Below are 18,422 nucleotides of genomic sequence, written 5' to 3'. Positions count from 1 at the left end.
TAACCCAAACTATTTAGCGTATTGGATATAATTGCTCATCGTAGTAACTTCTCTTGCTTCTCTTACTTCTTTCCACGCCGAATACCCATCACTGAGGTTTGCGCTAAGGTTAAGCCTTTGGTTTCGGGGGCAAATAGAACTGAGACAATCAACCCTATAAGTGAAACACCCGCCCCCATCAGCACTACCGAACTGACGCCGTATTTAGTGATAAATAGCGGTAGTGCCCATGTTGAAAAAATGGTTCCAATCCTGCTGATGGACATAATTACCCCAACGGCAGAGGCACGGATATCTGTTGGGAATAGTTCATTAGGATAGAGCCATTGTAAAATACCGGGGCCGCCTGAAAAGAATGCGTAAATGCCAAACATAATAATCACAAGGCAAATACCGAGGTTTGAGAATAGCCCAAGTATCGCCAGTGCAAGAGTCATAATGGCAAAACTACCAATCAATAGTGGCCGCCGTCCCATTTTATTTAGCCAATACATCGCGGGTAAGCAGCCTAACATAAAGAATAGGCTGATAACCACGTTACCTAGTGCGGCATTTTTCCCTTGATCCCAACCGAGCTGGCCAACAATTTGTGGGCCAAAGGTGTAAATTGCAAACATCGGGATCACTTGGCAGGTCCAAATAATGGCAGTGAATAGAACGAAAGAAAAATGGCGCTTAGTGAATAACTGGAGGAAATGTGTTTTTTGTTGTTCTTCAGCTTCGAATACCACGGGCTGGCCAAACAGCTTTTCCATCATTTTTTCGCACTCTTTGACCCGGCCTTTACGAATAAGCCAAAGAGGGGACTCCGGTAAATCAAAACGGCCTATTAAAATGACGATGCAGGGGATAACTGCACTGCCAAGCATCCAGCGCCAGCCATCTTGAACGTCATACAGCATATAACCGACGAGATTGGCACAGGTTGCGCCCACATACCACATTGCCGCAATAAAACCGACAGCAAATGCGCGTTGTTTGGTATTAGAGAATTCGGTGATCATTGACGTTGCAATCGGGTAATCTGCACCAATTACTATCCCGATTAAGAACCGCATGATGAGCAGCTCCATCGGTGTTGAGACAAACATGGTCGCAACAGAAATAGCACCAATGGCAACAATATCAATTAAGAACATTTTGCGGCGACCGACTTGGTCACAAATATAGCCGAATAGGGAGGTTCCTATGAAGAGGCCCGCAAGTGTTGCTGCTCCGAGTAAGCCAATCCATTCGCTACTTAAGCTTAATACAGGGGTAAGTTGTTCTAAAGCAACGCCAATCAGGACTAACACATAACCATCCAGAAAAGGCCCACCGCTACCCCACAGCATGATCCGCCGGTGAACGGAAGAAAATTGAATGTCATCAAAACTTTTTGGTTTCATTATGCATCCCTGTATCAGCGCAAATAACCGCTCAAAAGCTCTCGAAGCATGTCACTTCGAGAGTAATACGAAATAATCAGCCGTAACGAAATTCAATGCCAAATGTGCCGCGTGGGTATTCCCATTTTTCTAATGCACTATCTAGGCCTAGAATACGGCAAGTGCCACATTCAAGGCAGCCTGCATAGTCGAAACGAACTGAACCATCTTCTTGTTTTTTATACAAACCTGCTGGGCAGGCTTTGGTTAATGTTTCAAGCACCTGCATGTCTGGATGCTCTTTCACAACAATATGTGGGTTTTCTTCATCGACATTAAATTTATTAATACCGAGTTTGATATCAACGTTGACTGGATTACTCATATTGCTCTGACTCCTTTGATTCCATCCTTGAGCAAATTCATAAAGCCCACTTTTTTCGCGTGTTGTAACATGGTCTTACGCAGCGGGATAGGAGCTTCATCTGAAATAGTGAATAGCTTTTTCGCAATACCGACAGCCATTTCTGGATAGGCAGAGAACATGCGTGGATTATCCAAAAATTCAGGCATTTTTTGGTACATGTTCATATCTCGAAGAGGGCCTTCGTTGAGTAATTTGAGGTACTCACTGAGTCCTTGTTTACTAAAGTCCTCTTTTTTCATCGCGTTGAGTACTGCATTTGCCGCGGCTTCACCTGAAGCGACCGCTAAGTCCATTCCGCGAATGGTAAAGCCTAAGTTCATACACATACCCGCAGCATCACCGGCAATTAAAACACCATCGCGTACCAATTCGGATTGCATTTTTAGACCAGCTTCAGGGACGACGTGTGCGGCATATTCGACCATTTTCCCACCTTCAATCAGTGGTGCAACGGCAGGGTGATTTTTAAAATCTTCTAGCATTTGAGGGACAGATTTTTTGGCGTCTTTCATGTGGTGTAAACCACAAACTAAGCCTAAAGAAACCGTATCTTCGTTGGTATATAGGAAGCCGCCTCCCATTAGGCCATCAGTAGGAGCCCCTGCAAATAACCATGCCACACCTTCTTTTTCTTTAAGATTAAAACGGTTAGCCAGGATATCTTTCGGTAGCTCAATAAGCTCTTTTACTCCAACCGCGACATGTTCCGCACTGACGCGCTTTGTCATACCAAGTTGTTCGGCAAGCAGTGAATTGACGCCATCCGCTAAAATGACCACTTTAGCTTCAAGTACGTCTCCATCAGCCTCAACACCAACTACCTTGCCATCGCGTTCAACTAACTTATCAACCCGAATCCCCGTAATACACTGTGCACCAGCATTTTCAGCTTGTTCAACTAGCCATGGGTCGAGTTTGCCACGTAGCACAGACCAAGAGGTTTCCTCTGGTTTTTGTTCAGCTGCATTTTGGAAATCGACGGTTACAGCGCCAGTTTCTGTCATGAATGACAGCTTTTCTCGGGTGATCATGCGTTCGATAGGTGCGTCTTGGGTAAACCCAGGAATGATCCGTTCTAAACTATGGGCATACATTCGCCCACCCGTTACGTTTTTACCGCCCGCGTAGTTTCCTCGTTCAATTAGGAGAACTTGAGCACCTTCACGGGCAAGTACCAGTGCAGCAACCGAACCAGCTAGGCCAGCGCCTACAATGATCGCATCAAAAATATCGTCGGACATAGTTTCTCCAAAGGTCACTAAACAGCGAGGCTAAAGCCCCACTGTTATTTGGTTTATTTAGCCAGTTGTTGAGTGAGTACCGGGAGGATTTTGAATAAATCCCCAACGATCCCATAGTCTGCGAATTGGAAAATAGGGGCATTTTTGTCTTTGTTAATGGCCACAATAATTTGGGCTCCATTTGCACCAACCATGTGCTGGATTTGACCTGAAATCCCTACTGCGAGATAAAGCTCTGGTTTGAGCATCAAATTGGAGATCCCAACGTAGCGCTCATGTTCCATCCATTTTTCATTTTCTGCGACTGGGCGTGAACAGGCAATTTCAGCACCAATGGTATCTGCTAATGTTTTGGCTATTGCAATGTTCTCTTGGCTACCAATCCCACGACCCACACTGACTACCAGACGCGCTTTGTCTAGTTCAACGGAGTTACCTGCTTTTTTCTGAACCGAGGTACGTACAATAGATTGTTTTGGTTCGACCCATTGCACAGCTTGAGCCGTACCGCTACGTGATGCATCATTTTGTGCAGCTTCAAATGTACCTGTCGCGAGGGTGGCAATCGAAAATGAGCTCTCTAAGGTTTCTTGACCAAAGGCTAGACCACCGTAAACCATATGTTTAATAACAGGTTTTCCTGATTCGATTGTAATTGCTGCCGCATCGTTAGAAACGGCTGCTTGCAGTCTAGCGCCTAAACGTGCTGCTAATAATTTACCCCTACGGGTGTTAGGTAATAGCAATAAACCGTTATCGCCATACTGTTTGATGGTTGAAACGATAGTGTCCGCATAATCTTCAATAATGCGATCGTCAGGTTTACCTGCCAGTTGAAAAACTTGCGTTGCACCGAGTTGGAAAGCTTGTGAGCTTTGTGTGTCATCAAGTGCTAATACATTGACTTGCTCTCCTAGAGCAAGGGCGCCACCGATAAGTTCAGGTAAGCGAGAAGTCATGTCACTAAATACCCAAACGGTTGATAATTTGCTCATAACGCCTCCGATTAAATAATTTTTCTTAAATGTTCAGCAAATTGTGCAATTTGGTCTTCGCCATCACCTTCAATGATGATGCGCTGGCGGACTTTTTGCTTAGGTGCCGCAATAGATTGCGCAGAAAGAGCAGCAACGTTATCTAAGCCAATATCAGCCATCGTCCAAGCTTGAACGGGTTTTTTAGCAGCGCCTAAAATTGCTTTCATTGATGGAATAACGGGAACGTTAATATCGGAGGTAACAGCGACAATGGCTGGTAATGGTATGGATAGCGTTTCAATCTCATCTTCTAGCTCACGCTCTATAACTACCGTGTTAGCGGTGATTGAAACGACTTTCTTCACACCGTTGATGGCAGGAACTTGCAGTGTTTCGCCCATCAAGATACTAACTTGTTGTGCATTTAAATCAGCGGAACCATCACCACAAATAATTAAATCAAAACCGATTTTTTGAGCTGCAGAGCTCAAGGCTAGAGCCGTTTGATGTGGTAAGGCTTGTTCCAGTTGGTCATCAATAACAACCACAAGTTCATCTGGGCCACGAGATAAAACGTCTTTACGTGCTTTCATGTTGGTCAGTGCTTTACCACCGACACTTAACGCAATCACTTTACTGTCAGCTTGCTGCGCTTTTATTTGATTAGCGGTTTCAATTGCATTTAAATCATATTGACTGATTTTGGTATCAGCACGTGAAAAATCTAAAGAACCATCTGCGCTATTTACAATAATATCTTGTTCATCAGGAACAGATTTATAGCATGTAATAATATTCATTACATCTCCTAAAATAATATTAATAAATATGATCCGTTTCGGTTTCGGATTATATAATTATCATGAACTGGATATTTAAAAATAAAACCTAGGTCACCAATATTGAAAACCTTAAAATAAAGTCGGTTTAAATATTCATACTGATACCCTACTCACCAATACTGTAAAAATCATCAACTTATCAACGAAATGTTCAATATTGCTACCCTAATCACCAATACTGAAGGTATTTAATAACATTAATGTTACACAATATTTTATCTCTATGTATTTATTGGTATTTAAAATCATTTCAAATGGAATAAATAATAACAATTATTTATCACGAATAATATTGTGACCTTAATAACAGAATTGTTAATGACGAGTCGACATGATTTGAATAGTGATTGAATTAATGCGGAATTAAATTTTTAGGGGTTAATGGGATTTAATAATAAATAAGTAATGAGGTGTTAAATAATATCTATTCTTAAAGCTTATATATTAAATAATAAATTGGGAACGAACTATGAGCAAAGAAAATAAAAAGGGTGGAATAGAACCAAAAGTTTTTTTTCCACCGTTGATCATTGTTGGACTATTGTGTTGGCTAACTGTCCGTGACCTTGATGCTTCAAATGAAGTGATCAACCAAGTCTTCAGCTATGTCACTAATGTGTGGGGCTGGGCATTTGAGTGGTACATGGTTGTGATGTTTGGTGGATGGTTCTGGCTAATTTTGGGGCCTTATGCCAAAAAACGTTTAGGAGAAGAGAAGCCGGAATTTAGCCGTGCGAGCTGGATTTTCATGATGTTCGCATCTTGTACCTCTGCAGCGGTACTTTTTTGGGGGTCGATTGAAATCTATTATTATGTTTCTACACCGCCTTTTGGCTTTGAATCTTATTCAAACGAGGCCAAAAATATCGGGCTTGCATACAGCTTGTTCCATTGGGGGCCATTACCATGGGCGACCTATAGCTTCTTATCTGTCGCATTCGGTTATTTCTTCTTTGTCCGCAAAATGGATGTTATTCGTCCGAGTAGTACGCTAGTTCCTCTGGTAGGGGAAAAACGTGTCAATGGCTGGTTTGGGACGCTTGTTGATAACTTCTATCTCGTTGCTTTGATATTAGCAATGGGAACCAGTCTAGGGTTAGCAACACCATTGGTTACTGAATGTATTCAATATTTATTTGGTATTCCACATACCTTACAACTTGATGCCATCATCATTTTCTGCTGGATCATTCTAAATGCAATTTGTGTGGCTTTCGGCCTGCAAAAAGGGGTGAAGATTGCCAGTGATGTACGTAGTTATCTCAGTTTCTTGATGTTGGGATGGGTATTCATTGTTGGTGGTGCTAGCTTTATTGTTAACTACTTTACCGATTCTATCGGTGTTCTAATGATGTATATGCCACGTATGCTGTTCTATACAGATGCGGTTGGTAAAAGTGGTTTCCCACAGGGCTGGACAGTATTTTACTGGGCATGGTGGGTTATCTATGCCATTCAAATGTGTATCTTCCTCGCACGTATATCGAAAGGCCGTACTGTCCGTGAATTGTGTATTGGTATGGTTGCGGGTTTAACCGCAGGATCGACATTAATTTGGACTATTTTAGGAAGTAATACTCTACAACTGATTGATAAAGACATTATCAACATTCCAAAACTGATTGAAGAATTCGGCGTTGCACGCGCCATCATTGAGACATGGGCTGCCTTACCTTTGAGCACTGTAACAATTTGGGGCTTCTTCATCCTCTGCTTTATCGCCACGGTCACACTGATTAATGCTTGTTCATACACTCTCGCTATGTCGACTTGTCGCGCAGTGAAAGAGGGTGATGAGCCACCATTATTAGTACGTATCGGTTGGTCTGTCTTAGTCGGTGTTATCGGCATTGTATTGCTGGCTCTAGGCGGATTAAAACCAATACAAACCGCGATAATTGCTGGAGGATGCCCACTTTTTTTCGTCAACATCATGGTAACGCTTTCCTTTATTAAAGATGCCAAAGTGCATTGGAAAAATGACTAATTTATTCAAAAACAACATGTAAGAGGTTATTGATATGGATTTTAGATTGAATGATGAGCAGGAGTTGTTTGTCGCAGGGATCCGTGAACTGATGGCCAGTGAAAACTGGGAGAGCTATTTCGCACAGTGCGACCGCGACAGCCAATATCCTGAGCGTTTTGTAAAAGCCTTAGCGGACATGGAAATCGATAACCTGCTGATCCCAGAAGAACATGGCGGCTTAGATGCAGGGTTTATTACGGTAGCTGCAGTATGGATGGAATTAGGTCGCCTAGGTGCACCAACCTATGTGCTGTACCAATTACCGGGTGGTTTTAACACCGTACTGAGGGAAGGGACTCAAGAGCAAATTGATAAAATTATGGCGTTTCGCGGCACAGGTAAACAAATGTGGAACTCTGCGATCACTGAACCGGGTGCCGGTTCTGATGTCGGTAGCTTGCAAACCACTTATCAACGTCGTAATGGCAAAGTTTATCTTAATGGTAGCAAATGCTTTATCACCAGTAGTGCCTACACACCGTATATCGTGGTGATGAGCCGTGATGCAGATTCGCCAGATAAACCTGTCTTTACTGAGTGGTTCTTGGATATGAGCAAACCGGGTATCAAGGTGAATAAACTTGAGAAACTGGGTTTACGCATGGATAGCTGCTGTGAAATCACGTTTGATAACGTTGAACTTGATGAAAAAGATATGTTCGGCCGTGAAGGTAATGGTTTCAACCGTGTGAAAGAAGAGTTTGACCACGAGCGTTTCCTTGTGGCTCTGACTAACTATGGTACAGCAATGTGTGCGTTCGAAGACGCGGCTCGCTATGCAAATCAGCGTGTTCAATTCGGTGAAGCAATTGGTCGTTACCAATTAATTCAAGAAAAATTTGCACATATGGCGATCAAGCTCAATTCAATGCGCAACATGTTATATGAAACTGCATGGAAGAGTGACAACGGATTGATCACCTCGGGTGATGCAGCGATGTGTAAATACTTCTGTGCAAATGCGGCGTTTGAAGTTGTGGATTCTGCGATGCAAGTACTCGGCGGTGTCGGAATTGCAGGTGAGCATCGAATTGCACGTTTCTGGCGTGACTTACGTGTGGATCGTGTATCTGGTGGTTCAGATGAAATGCAAATACTAACACTAGGCCGCAGTGTACTGAAACAGTACCGCTAATAACTGAATGCTTATAGGTTGGCTTTTTTAGCGAGCCAACCAAGTTTCACAGGAGACGAGAACATGGCAGAGCATCTACCTATGCCAGAGTTTGGCCCATTAGCTGGGGTCAGAGTGGTATTTTCAGGGATTGAAATAGCCGGCCCATTTGCAGGACAAATGTTTGCAGAGTGGGGCGCAGAAGTGATTTGGATAGAGAACGTAGCGTGGGCGGATACCATTCGTGTTCAGCCTAATTATCCTCAGTTATCAAGGCGTAACCTGCGTGCATTATCACTGAATATCTTTAAAGATGAAGGGCGAGAAGCATTCCTGAAGCTAATGGAAACAACGGATATATTCATTGAGGCTAGTAAAGGACCCGCATTTGCCCGTAGAGGGATCACCGATGAGGTACTTTGGGAACACAACCCAAAATTGGTTATCGCTCATTTATCAGGCTTCGGACAATATGGCGACCCTCAATACACTAACCTAGCGGCCTACAATACCATTGCACAGGCTTTCAGTGGTTATCTTATCCAAAATGGTGATAAAGACCAGCCAATGCCTGCCTTCCCTTATACCGCAGATTATTTTTCTGGCATGACCGCCACAACAGCAGCTCTCGCAGCACTGTATAAAGCGCGTGAAACGGGTAAAGGGGAAAGCATTGATATCGCCATGTACGAAGTGATGTTGCGTATGGGGCAATACTTCATGATGGATTACTTCAATGGTGGCGAAATTTGCCCACGTATGACCAAAGGGAAAGACCCGTACTACGCGGGTTGTGGGCTCTATAGCTGTAATGATGGCTATATTGTGATGGAAGTCGTTGGTATCACTCAAGTACAAGAAATATTTAAAGATATTGGTCTTGGTCATTTACTAGGAACGCCAGAAATACCTGAAGGGACTCAGCTCATTCATCGAATTGAATGTCCTTATGGACCTTTAATGGAAGAAAAACTCGATGAATGGCTAGGCGCACGCTCGATTGATGAGGTGTTAGCAAGGTTGGCTGAGCTGAACATTGCAAGTGCGAAAGTATTAACTATTCCTGAGCTAGATACTAACCCTCAATACATAGCTCGGGAGTCGATTACCAGTTGGCAGACCATGGATGGGCGCACATGTCGTGGTCCAAACGTTATGCCAAAATTCAAAAATAATCCGGGCCAAATATGGCGCGGTATGCCATCACATGGCATGGATACCACTGATATATTGAAAAATATTGGATATAGCGAAACAGATATTCGGGGGTTAGTCGACAAAGGACTGGCCAAAATAGTGGATTAATTGAATGAATATTCAGGTCAATTAATCCATTGGCCTGAATATTCATCAGGGAAATGATGGGAAGCAATTAATGGATGTAATCGGTAAACAAAATTTGCGTCAAATGTGGGATGATTTAGCGTTAACCCACGGTAATAATAAGGCGCTTATCTTTGAATCCTGCGATGGAAATGTTCGTGAATTCAGCTATAGAGAGATGAATGAACACATTAATCGCACAGCAAACCTCTTTTTAGCTTATGGCATTCAAAAAGGGGATAAGGTTGCTTTACATTTAGATAATTGCCCAGAGTTTTTCTTTTGCTGGTTTGGCTTGGCAAAAATTGGGGCGATTATGGTCCCTGTTAATGCACGTTATAAATACAATGAAGCCGCTTGGATTATGCAAAACTGCCAGCCACGGATGGTCGTGACTTGTGCGACTTTTTTAGATATTTATCAACGTGTACTTGATGATGAAAGTACCAGCCTTGAACATATTTTTTTAATTTCAGATACCCCCGTTAAACAACAAAACGGCGTTTCAGACTTTTTGCTTGAACAAGCACAAAAACCCATTGAATTGACACAACTCATTGCGTTAAGTGTTGATGATACTGCGGAAATTTTATTTACTTCGGGTACGACCTCAAAACCCAAAGGGGTGATCATTACCCACTATAACTTACGTTTTGCGGGTTACTACTCTTCTTGGCAGAACACCCTGCGCTCAGATGATATTTATCTGACTGTCATGCCTGTTTTTCATATCGATTGCCAGTGCACCGTGTCCATGGCCGCCTTTTCGGTGGGCGCTACTTTTGTGTTACTCGAAAGGTACAGTGCACGACGTTTTTGGCAACAAGTCGTGAAACATCGAGCGACGGTGGTTGAGTTGATCCCAATGATGATCCGCACGTTATTAAGTCAACCTCTGGCGGATAACGAAAAAGACCATTGTTTACGTGAAGCGATGTTCTATCTCAATTTGAGTAATGAGGAAAAAGAACAATTTATGGCGCGTTTTGCGGTGAAGAGTTTTCTGACCTCATATGGCATGACGGAAACCATCGTGGGGTTGATTGGCGATAGGCCCGGTGATATTCGTCGCTGGCCATCTATTGGCCGCCCCGGTTTTTGCTATAAAGCACAAATCAGGGATGAAAATAACCAACCTGTTGCAGCAGGGGTGGTAGGCGAGCTCTGTGTTAAAGGTGAACGTGGAAAAACCTTATTTAAAGAGTACTACAACAACCCAGAAGCAACGGAGAAAGCTTTCGATAAACAAGGCTGGATGCATACCGGAGACTTTGCTTATCAAGATGACGATGGCTTTTTCTATTTTGTGGATAGAAGCATGAACATGATCAAACGGTGCGGCGAAAACGTTTCGTGCAGTGAGATTGAAAATATCATTGCTTCACATCCTGCTATCGTTGACGTGGCCGTGATAGGTGTTGCTGATGAAATTCGTGATGAAGCAATTAAAGCCTTTATTGTGCTAGAAGAGGGTGAAACCTTAACGCAGGAAGAGTTTTTCGCTTTCTGTGAAAAGCAGATGGCGAAATTTAAAGTGCCGTCATGGGTTGAGGTACGTAAGGATTTACCGCGTAACTGTTCTGGGAAAGTACTGAAAAAACACCTGAAATAATCGAATAATTCTATTAATTACGCGAACGTTTTGGTTTTAACTATTTGCAGCCAAAATGCGAACGCATGATCACTAAAGGATTGCACTATGAGCGAATCATTAAAAGTTACCCGTAATGGCTCCATTTTAGAAATCGTACTTGATAGACCTAAAGCGAATGCAATTGATGCGAAAACCAGTTTCAAAATGGGTGAGGTTTTTCTCAACTTCCGTGATGACCCATCATTACGCGTTGCGATTATCACCGGTGCTGGCGAGCGGTTCTTCTCTGCCGGTTGGGATTTAAAATCTGCTGCAGAAGGTGAAGCCCCAGATGCTGATTTTGGTCCTGGTGGTTTTGCAGGGCTTACTGAAATTTTCAATTTGAATAAGCCTGTCATTGCAGCTGTAAATGGTTATGCGTTTGGTGGAGGTTTCGAACTGGCTTTAGCAGCAGATATGATTATTTGTTCTGAAAATGCTAGCTTTGCATTACCAGAAGCACAACTTGGCATTGTACCTGATAGCGGCGGTGTCTTACGCTTACCCAAAATTCTTCCAGCACCCATTGTGAACGAAATGGTAATGACGGGTAGGCGAATGGATGCGAAGGAAGCATTACGTTGGGGAATTGCTAACGATGTTGTACCAATTGAAAACTTAATGGACAAAGCGCGTCAGTTAGCGGAGCAAATCACCGAAAGTGCGCCACTTGCTGTCGCTGCACTGAAAGAAATTTTCCGTGCGACAGGGGAGCTCACTGTTGAAGAGGGGTATAAACTCATGCGCAGCGGTGTACTGACAAACTACCCTGCGGTTTTACATTCCGAAGATGCAACAGAAGGCCCACTCGCATTTGCCGAAAAACGTTCACCAAGTTGGAAAGGGCGCTAGTTAAGCTAGCAGCGAGGTGAATTTTGAGCTTTTACGCTTTTGAAGGGGTGATCCCAGTTGTTCACCCTACCGCATATGTACACCCATCAGCGGTAGTGATTGGTGATGTTATTATCGGTGAAGGAGTTTTTATTGGGCCTAACGCCTCTTTACGTGGGGATTATGGACGATTGATCATAGAAAAAGGCGCGAATATTCAGGACTGCTGCATCATGCATGGCTACAGTGATGTAGAAACCATTGTCCATGAATGCGGACATATAGGCCACGGAGCTATTCTACATGGATGCATTATTGGCCGTGATGCTTTGGTTGGAATGAACAGTGTTGTTATGGATGGTGCTGTGATTGGTGAGGAAAGCATTGTTGCTGCGATGAGTTTTGTTAAAGCCGGTTTTCAAGGAGAAAGCCGTCAGATGTTAGTCGGAAGTCCAGCACGTTTTTTACGCTCAGTGACTGATGAAGAACTGCATTGGAAGCGGTTAAACACTAAAGAATATCAAGACTTAGCCGGTCGGTATCAGCAATACCTACAAGAAACTCAGCCCTTAACAGAGCTTGAAGTTAATCGACCCCAATTATTTGGTACAACGGATGTAAAACCTAAGGGGCAGTGATTCACAAAAAGGCCGTAAAATAAAAAAACGCAGCTGGTGAAGTCTGCGTTTTTTATTGGTGTGAAGCTAAGAAATAGGTTTAGCGACGTTGTGATTTTGATAGCATCCATTGCCATTTTTGCTCTCGATTTAATTCACTTGGCGGCATAGAAGCTGCTTTTATAGGAGAATCGATAGTGACTTTTTCAGCTTGATGATTTCTTAAACGTGCATAAAGCTGGTTATCAATTCTCTTAACTTTAATAAGCCGCTGACATTGGCAACCTCGTCCCGATAATTTATTTGGGATCATTTTTACTTCACACTGAATTTCAGCAACATCAGATAAAATATAAGAAACAATATTGACGGCATTAGGATGCGGGATACCAAAGTTGTTAGATATCTCTCTAGCTGTTGTCCAGCGGCCTTGTTTCATTACCCAGTTCGCAATAGATAAATACAAGGGTTCATTAATAAATTGTCCACACATAAGCGCTCCCAAATCTATTTATTAAAATTGATTAAATAAAAATAAACTATATGAAAATTGTAGTTGGAATAGCGTTTATTTGTTTCCTGGTTTGTTAATTAAGAAAACAAAATAATTACTTATTAATTTTCGGTTAAAATTGTTAAAATAATATATTCGTTATAGAAATTAGTTGTCATTTTCAAAATGATATTTTACGAATATAACTCAGAGACTAAATTACTCAGTCCTATAGTGACAAAGTTCATATTAATAGATTTTAAAATAATTTGCATGTCTTTATTGTAAAAACTCACATTCAAGATAAAAGCTTTGTTTATATTCTTATTTCAGGTAAATAGCTGAATATTGTTGTAGATAAACTGATTGTATTTAGTTTTATATTTTATTTTAATGATCTTCAAATATAATAAAAATGTGACATATTTTTTTAATGAACATGAATGAGTCAGTAATAACAGGGAGATAAATACTTTTTTAGTGTATTAAGAAAAGGAATAAGAGTGATTGGCTTTGTGATTGAATAGGGCATTGTATTGTTAATGCAATGCCCTAAAGATAAAAATTATTTGGCTAAGTAGTTATTAATAGAATTAACAATACCAGTGGAATCTAAGCCCAATTCAGCAATAAGTTCCTCTTGGGTACCTTGAGAAATAAAATAATCAGGTAAACCAAGGTTTAAGGTTGGAATGATTTTTTTCTCATGCATTAAGAATTCATTCACGCCGCTACCTGCACCACCCATGATGGCATTTTCTTCGAGAGTGACAAGAACATCATGAGTCTCGGCTATTTCAAGGATCAGGGCTTCGTCTAAAGGCTTCACAAAGCGCATATCAATGACAGTTGCATTGAGTTGCTCGGCAGCGACTAATGCGTGGCTTAATAATGTGCCAAAGCATAAGATAGCGACTTTTTCACCTTGGCGACGAATAATACCTTTACCAATAGGTAGTGGTGATAATGGCTGTAATTCAGCGCCTGTTCCTGTGCCTCGAGGGTAACGCACTGCACATGGGCCATCTTGGTAATGGTAGCCAGTATGTAGCATTTGGCGGCACTCATTTTCATCACTTGGGGCCATAATAACCATTGTTGGTATACAGCGTAGAAATGAAATATCAAAAGAACCTTGGTGAGTTTGCCCATCTGCCCCGACAACACCAGCTCGGTCAATCGCAAACATGACAGGAACCTTCTGGATAGCCACATCATGAATGACTTGGTCGTAACCGCGTTGCAAGAACGTGGAATAGATGGCAACGATAGGCTTATAGCCACCAATGGCAAGGCCGGCTGCAAATGTGACCGCATGTTGTTCAGCGATCGCGACATCGAAGTATTGGTCTGGGAATTCTTTAGAGAAGCGAACCATACCAGACCCTTCACGCATAGCAGGGGTGATAGCCATCAATTTGCTATCATTTTTAGCCTCTTCACATAGCCAATCACCAAAAATTTTAGAGAAAGTCGGCCCTGTCTCTTTGCTTTTGGGTAAAGTGAATGTGCTTGGGTCAAATTTAGGAACCGCGTGCCAGCTAATAGGGTCTTTTTCTGCCGGCTCATAACCTCGGCCTTTCTTGGTCATGATATGTAAAAATTGCGGGCCTTTTAAATCACGCATATTTTTTAACGTTTGAACTAAGGCAACAACATCATGGCCGTCAACAGGGCCAATATAGTTAAAACCTAATTCTTCAAACATGGTTCCCGGTACAACCATGCCTTTAATGTGTTCTTCTGTCTTTTTCAGTAGCTCTTTAATCGGTGGCATGTTAGAAAAAACTTTTTTGCCACCTTCACGCAATGTTGTGTAGAGCTTTCCAGAAAGCAAGTGAGCTAAGTGGTTGTTGAGTGCGCCAACATTTTCTGAAATAGACATTTCGTTATCGTTTAAGATAACCAACATATCAGGTGCGGCATCCCCTGCATGGTTCATCGCTTCAAATGCCATTCCTGCAGTGATCGCGCCATCACCAATCACACAAACCGTCTTACGGCTTTGTTGCTCTTTTTCTGCGGCAATGGCCATACCTAAACCGGCACTAATGGATGTTGAGGAATGGCCAACGCTTAAAATGTCATATTCACTTTCTTCACGCCATGGAAAGGGATGCAAACCATTTTTTTGACGGATGGTATCAATACGGTCACGGCGACCCGTCAATATTTTATGTGGGTAGGCTTGGTGGCCGACATCCCAAACAAGGTTATCAAATGGAGTTTTATAGACATAATGCAATGCGACGGTGAGTTCAACAGCACCGAGACCAGAAGCAAAGTGACCGCTAGAGCGACCCACGCTACTCAGTAAAAATTGTCTGAGTTCATCACAAAGCTTAGGCAAACTCTCTTTAGGCAACAGACGAAGCTCATCTGGTGTCTCTGCCAAGGCTAGCGTTGGATATTTAGCGATATCAATACTCATTAGTTGCTCACTTATAATTAATAAAAAACCCAACTTACTTAGCCACAATAAAATGACTATTCTCAGTATTTAGCGACATAAGGCTTCTATGTGCTGTTGGGTTGCCTTCGTTTATCGTCTGCCTATAACTCTATTGATTAAGAAGTCATCCATCTATTTTTTGGGGCTATAGGTATGATTCGAAGATGCATTAAGGTAATAATTGCCGTAATTATCGATCTTCTTGTAGCTAAAAGGCAAAGCATATTGTCAGCTTTTACGCTCAATAATGAAATTAGCTAAAGCACTTAGCATTTCTATATTATATCCATGGGACTGGAGAGTCTCTAAAGCATCTATCGCATCATGATATAGCTCACGTGCTTTTTTTTGTGCTGCTTCAAGGCCTAATAGCGATGGGTAGGTGCTTTTTTCATGTTCGGCATCCGTTCCTTGGCGTTTACCCGTAACTTCACTATCACCGATAACATCTAGGATATCGTCCTGTACTTGAAAGGCAAGGCCGATGGATTGTGCATATTTGTCTAAAACAGGCAGTAATTGTTGGCCTTTTTCACCGGCTGCAAAAGCACCAAGACGGATTGCTGCACGAATCAATGCACCTGTTTTATGTTGATGAATGCGCTCGAGGGATTCAAGGTTAACTTGCTTTCCTTCCGCATCTAAATCAAGAGCTTGTCCACCACACATACCAGCTAAACCGCTTGCGTATGATAACTCTGCAATCATCGCTATGCGGTCTTTATCAGTAACATCTGGCATGGGTGCCGATGACAGCAGTTGGAATGCCAATGTTTGCAATGCATCTCCAGCAAGTACCGCATTACCTTCACCATATTTAATGTGGCAAGTCGGTTGGCCGCGACGCAAATCATCATCATCCATTGCAGGTAAATCATCATGGATTAATGAATAAGCATGAATACATTCGACGGCGGCTGCAGGGGCATCAAGATTTTCTTGGCTAACACCAAACATAGAGCCGATGGCATAAGTTAAAAATGGGCGTAAACGTTTTCCACCTAATAATGTGCCATAACGCATTGCTTGTGCAAGTGGAAGGTCTGTAAATGGCAGTGCGTTTAAGGCATCTAATAGGTATTGATTGACTCTGTCGTAGGCCTGTTTTTGTTGCTGCGTAAAGCTATCTAAATGTTGTTCAGACATAATTTATTCAGTATCAGGTGAAAAATCGGCTAGAGGTTTATTTTCGTCATCACTCAGCAAAATTTGTACACGTTGCTCAGCTTGCTGTAGTACTTTTTGACCTTGTTTAGCAATTTGAACACCACGTTCAAACTCATTAAGGGCATCTTCTAAGGGAAGCTCACCAGATTCTAGGCGAGCGACGATCTGCTCTAGCTCTTGAAGCGAGTTTTCAAAACTAACAGTTGGAACTTGCTGAGTTTTTTCTTTAGCCATAATATTTAGCCACTAATGTGAAATCAGTTAATTCGAGGGATTTTAAATATTCAGCAGACTAACGCAGTCTTGCTACGGTTACAATTTATTATTGGGGTTTTTAGATTCAACCCGCAAGATAGTGTTATAATACGCCTCATTATTGACAATTGGTAACGTGTCATGTGTCTCTGTTAAGGCACATCCGTTTGCCCCCAACCACCATGAACATGCAGCTATTATGAAGTTTATCATTAAGTTATTCCCAGAAATTACCATTAAAAGCCAAACTGTTAGGCTACGTTTCATTAAAATTTTGACCAGTAATATCCGTAACGTGCTTAAACCACTTGGCGAAGAAATTTCGGTTGTCCGTAATTGGGATAACATTGAAGTGCGTGTGAAGGGGGAAACAAAACACGACGAAATTTGTGACATGCTAGGGCGTATCCCAGGTATTCACCATATTCTCGAAGTGGAAGAAAAACCATTTACCAGTCTACATCATATTTACGAAATGACACACGAAGCCTATGGTGAGTCATTAGAAAATAAAACATTCTGTGTGCGGGTAAAACGTCGCGGTAAACATGAGTTTTCATCCATCGATGCCGAACGCTATATTGGTGGTGGGCTGAACCAGCACATTGCGTCTGCAAAAGTTAAGCTTAAGGATCCTGATACCACGATCCACTTAGAAATCGAAGATGATAAACTTATCTTAGTTAAAGCACGTATTGAAGGTATCGGTGGTTTCCCTATCGGGACCCAAGAGGATGTGTTATCACTCATTTCTGGTGGTTTTGATTCAGGTGTCTCGAGCTATATGTTGATGCGTCGTGGTTGTCGTGTTCACTATTGCTTCTTTAATTTAGGCGGCGCTGCACATGAAATTGGTGTGAAACAAATTGCACATTATCTGTGGAACCGTTTTGGTAGCTCCCATAAAGTTCGTTTTATTGCTGTCAACTTTGAGCCAGTTGTGGCTGAAATTTTAGAAAAAGTGGATGATGGCCAAATGGGGGTTGTGCTCAAACGTATGATGGTAAGAGCCGCATCTAAAGTTGCAGAACGTTATGGCGTTCAGGCGATTGTTACGGGTGAAGCACTGGGGCAGGTGTCAAGCCAGACTCTAACAAACCTGCGCTTAATTGATAATGCTTCTGATACCCTCGTATTAAGGCCGCTAATTTCTCATGATAAAGAACACATTATCAAACTAGCTCGCCAAATTGGTACTGAAGATTTTGCTAAAACCATGCCTGAATATTGTGGTGTGATTTCAAAAAGCCCAACAGTGAAAGCGGTGAAAGCGCGTATTGAAGCGGAAGAGGGCAACTTTGATTTCGGTATTTTAGAGTCTGTTGTTGAACAAGCGCAAAATATTGATATTCGCCAAATTGCACAAGAAAGCCTTGAAAAAGTCCCTGAAATTGAAATGGTGAGTGAGCTTTCAATTGAAAATGAAGTGATTTTAGATATTCGTTCAATTGATGAATTTGAAGATAAACCATTAAACGTGGATGGAATGGAAGTTAAGCATATTCCATTCTATAAGTTGAGCACGCAATTTGGTGACTTACCAAAAGATAAAACCTACTTATTATATTGTGACCGTGGGGTAATGAGCCGCTTGCAAGCGCTATACCTAAAGGAACAAGGTTATGAAAATATAAAGGTTTATCGGCCGTAGCTT

General features: G+C 42.1%; 16 protein-coding genes. 7 read left to right on the top strand and 9 right to left on the bottom strand.

What is annotated here, in order from left to right:
* Nucleotides 1-62: 62 nt before the first annotated feature.
* The 5 genes from PR800_RS10505 to fixA all read right to left on the bottom strand — a co-directional run bounded on the left by PR800_RS10505 (nucleotide 63) and on the right by fixA (nucleotide 4,812).
* Nucleotides 63-1,388, bottom strand: coding sequence for an MFS transporter (locus PR800_RS10505; protein ID WP_241098700.1), 1,326 nt, complete (start codon nucleotides 1,386-1,388; stop codon nucleotides 63-65).
* Nucleotides 1,389-1,464: 76 nt separating this feature from the next.
* On the bottom strand, nucleotides 1,465-1,752 hold the full coding sequence (fixX, locus tag PR800_RS10500; protein ID WP_102139020.1) for a ferredoxin-like protein FixX: 288 nt from the start codon (nucleotides 1,750-1,752) through the stop codon (nucleotides 1,465-1,467).
* On the bottom strand, nucleotides 1,749-3,035 hold the full coding sequence (fixC, locus tag PR800_RS10495) for an FAD-dependent oxidoreductase FixC (RefSeq protein WP_272530768.1): 1,287 nt from the start codon (nucleotides 3,033-3,035) through the stop codon (nucleotides 1,749-1,751). Before fixC ends, fixX begins: the two co-directional genes overlap by 4 nt.
* Nucleotides 3,036-3,088: 53 nt before the next feature.
* Entirely contained in the window at nucleotides 3,089-4,030 is a 942-nt protein-coding gene (locus PR800_RS10490) for an FAD-binding protein (RefSeq protein WP_272530767.1), read from the bottom strand.
* An 11-nt stretch (nucleotides 4,031-4,041) separates the two neighbouring features.
* Entirely contained in the window at nucleotides 4,042-4,812 is a 771-nt protein-coding gene (gene fixA / locus PR800_RS10485) for a putative electron transfer flavoprotein FixA (RefSeq protein ID WP_195698217.1), read from the bottom strand.
* A gap of 511 nt (nucleotides 4,813-5,323) precedes the next feature.
* Here fixA and caiT point away from each other — a divergent pair.
* The 6 genes from caiT (at nucleotide 5,324) to caiE (ending at nucleotide 12,422) form a co-directional block, all read left to right on the top strand.
* Entirely contained in the window at nucleotides 5,324-6,841 is a 1,518-nt protein-coding gene (gene caiT, locus PR800_RS10480; RefSeq protein ID WP_102139024.1) for an L-carnitine/gamma-butyrobetaine antiporter, read from the top strand.
* A gap of 34 nt (nucleotides 6,842-6,875) precedes the next feature.
* Nucleotides 6,876-8,018 (top strand): crotonobetainyl-CoA dehydrogenase, encoded by a 1,143-nt coding sequence (gene caiA, locus PR800_RS10475; protein ID WP_102139025.1) that lies wholly within the window; start codon nucleotides 6,876-6,878, stop codon nucleotides 8,016-8,018.
* A gap of 63 nt (nucleotides 8,019-8,081) precedes the next feature.
* Nucleotides 8,082-9,302, top strand: a complete 1,221-nt coding sequence (gene caiB / locus PR800_RS10470) for an L-carnitine CoA-transferase (protein WP_166266695.1) — start codon at nucleotides 8,082-8,084, stop codon at nucleotides 9,300-9,302.
* A 70-nt stretch (nucleotides 9,303-9,372) separates the two neighbouring features.
* A complete protein-coding gene (gene caiC / locus PR800_RS10465; RefSeq protein ID WP_210848904.1) occupies nucleotides 9,373-10,932 on the top strand; it encodes a crotonobetaine/carnitine-CoA ligase in 1,560 nt (519 codons plus the stop codon).
* Between the two features lie 87 nt (nucleotides 10,933-11,019).
* Entirely contained in the window at nucleotides 11,020-11,805 is a 786-nt protein-coding gene (caiD, locus tag PR800_RS10460; protein ID WP_272530763.1) for a crotonobetainyl-CoA hydratase, read from the top strand.
* A gap of 23 nt (nucleotides 11,806-11,828) precedes the next feature.
* Nucleotides 11,829-12,422 (top strand): carnitine operon protein CaiE, encoded by a 594-nt coding sequence (gene caiE, locus PR800_RS10455; RefSeq protein WP_102139029.1) that lies wholly within the window; start codon nucleotides 11,829-11,831, stop codon nucleotides 12,420-12,422.
* Between the two features lie 79 nt (nucleotides 12,423-12,501).
* Here the strand turns inward: caiE and caiF are convergent, their stop codons facing one another.
* The 4 genes from caiF to xseB form a co-directional block, all read right to left on the bottom strand.
* Nucleotides 12,502-12,894 carry a carnitine metabolism transcriptional regulator CaiF gene (gene caiF / locus PR800_RS10450; RefSeq protein ID WP_102139030.1) on the bottom strand — a complete coding sequence of 131 codons (393 nt, stop codon included), beginning with the start codon at nucleotides 12,892-12,894 and terminating at the stop codon, nucleotides 12,502-12,504.
* Between the two features lie 565 nt (nucleotides 12,895-13,459).
* On the bottom strand, nucleotides 13,460-15,325 hold the full coding sequence (dxs, locus tag PR800_RS10445) for a 1-deoxy-D-xylulose-5-phosphate synthase (RefSeq protein ID WP_166266705.1): 1,866 nt from the start codon (nucleotides 15,323-15,325) through the stop codon (nucleotides 13,460-13,462).
* A 249-nt stretch (nucleotides 15,326-15,574) separates the two neighbouring features.
* The gene (gene ispA / locus PR800_RS10440) at nucleotides 15,575-16,492 is read right to left on the bottom strand and encodes a (2E,6E)-farnesyl diphosphate synthase (RefSeq protein WP_102139032.1); all 918 of its coding nucleotides are present in this window, start codon (nucleotides 16,490-16,492) and stop codon (nucleotides 15,575-15,577) included.
* Nucleotides 16,493-16,495: 3 nt separating this feature from the next.
* Nucleotides 16,496-16,747, bottom strand: a complete 252-nt coding sequence (gene xseB, locus PR800_RS10435) for an exodeoxyribonuclease VII small subunit (protein WP_004914571.1) — start codon at nucleotides 16,745-16,747, stop codon at nucleotides 16,496-16,498.
* A 220-nt stretch (nucleotides 16,748-16,967) separates the two neighbouring features.
* Between xseB and thiI the strand changes: the two genes are divergently transcribed.
* Nucleotides 16,968-18,419 (top strand): tRNA uracil 4-sulfurtransferase ThiI, encoded by a 1,452-nt coding sequence (thiI, locus tag PR800_RS10430; RefSeq protein ID WP_195698218.1) that lies wholly within the window; start codon nucleotides 16,968-16,970, stop codon nucleotides 18,417-18,419.
* The last annotated feature ends 3 nt before the right edge of the window (nucleotides 18,420-18,422 follow it).

It is taken from the genome of Providencia sp. PROV205 (assembly GCF_028479505.1).
In the GTDB taxonomy this organism is placed as follows: domain Bacteria; phylum Pseudomonadota; class Gammaproteobacteria; order Enterobacterales; family Enterobacteriaceae; genus Providencia; species Providencia huaxiensis.
This window is presented reverse-complemented; position numbering and strand designations above follow the sequence as displayed.

Coding starts and splice junctions, on each gene's coding strand:
- ispA (WP_102139032.1), bottom strand. CDS start 16,492: ATGTCTGAACAACATTTAGATAGCTTTACGCAGCAACAAAAACAGGCC.
- fixA (WP_195698217.1), bottom strand. CDS start 4,812: ATGAATATTATTACATGCTATAAATCTGTTCCTGATGAACAAGATATT.
- dxs (WP_166266705.1), bottom strand. CDS start 15,325: ATGAGTATTGATATCGCTAAATATCCAACGCTAGCCTTGGCAGAGACA.
- fixX (WP_102139020.1), bottom strand. CDS start 1,752: ATGAGTAATCCAGTCAACGTTGATATCAAACTCGGTATTAATAAATTT.
- PR800_RS10505 (WP_241098700.1), bottom strand. CDS start 1,388: ATGAAACCAAAAAGTTTTGATGACATTCAATTTTCTTCCGTTCACCGG.
- caiT (WP_102139024.1), top strand. CDS start 5,324: ATGAGCAAAGAAAATAAAAAGGGTGGAATAGAACCAAAAGTTTTTTTT.
- caiF (WP_102139030.1), bottom strand. CDS start 12,894: ATGTGTGGACAATTTATTAATGAACCCTTGTATTTATCTATTGCGAAC.
- caiB (WP_166266695.1), top strand. CDS start 8,082: ATGGCAGAGCATCTACCTATGCCAGAGTTTGGCCCATTAGCTGGGGTC.
- xseB (WP_004914571.1), bottom strand. CDS start 16,747: ATGGCTAAAGAAAAAACTCAGCAAGTTCCAACTGTTAGTTTTGAAAAC.
- PR800_RS10490 (WP_272530767.1), bottom strand. CDS start 4,030: ATGAGCAAATTATCAACCGTTTGGGTATTTAGTGACATGACTTCTCGC.
- thiI (WP_195698218.1), top strand. CDS start 16,968: ATGAAGTTTATCATTAAGTTATTCCCAGAAATTACCATTAAAAGCCAA.
- caiA (WP_102139025.1), top strand. CDS start 6,876: ATGGATTTTAGATTGAATGATGAGCAGGAGTTGTTTGTCGCAGGGATC.
- fixC (WP_272530768.1), bottom strand. CDS start 3,035: ATGTCCGACGATATTTTTGATGCGATCATTGTAGGCGCTGGCCTAGCT.
- caiC (WP_210848904.1), top strand. CDS start 9,373: ATGGATGTAATCGGTAAACAAAATTTGCGTCAAATGTGGGATGATTTA.
- caiD (WP_272530763.1), top strand. CDS start 11,020: ATGAGCGAATCATTAAAAGTTACCCGTAATGGCTCCATTTTAGAAATC.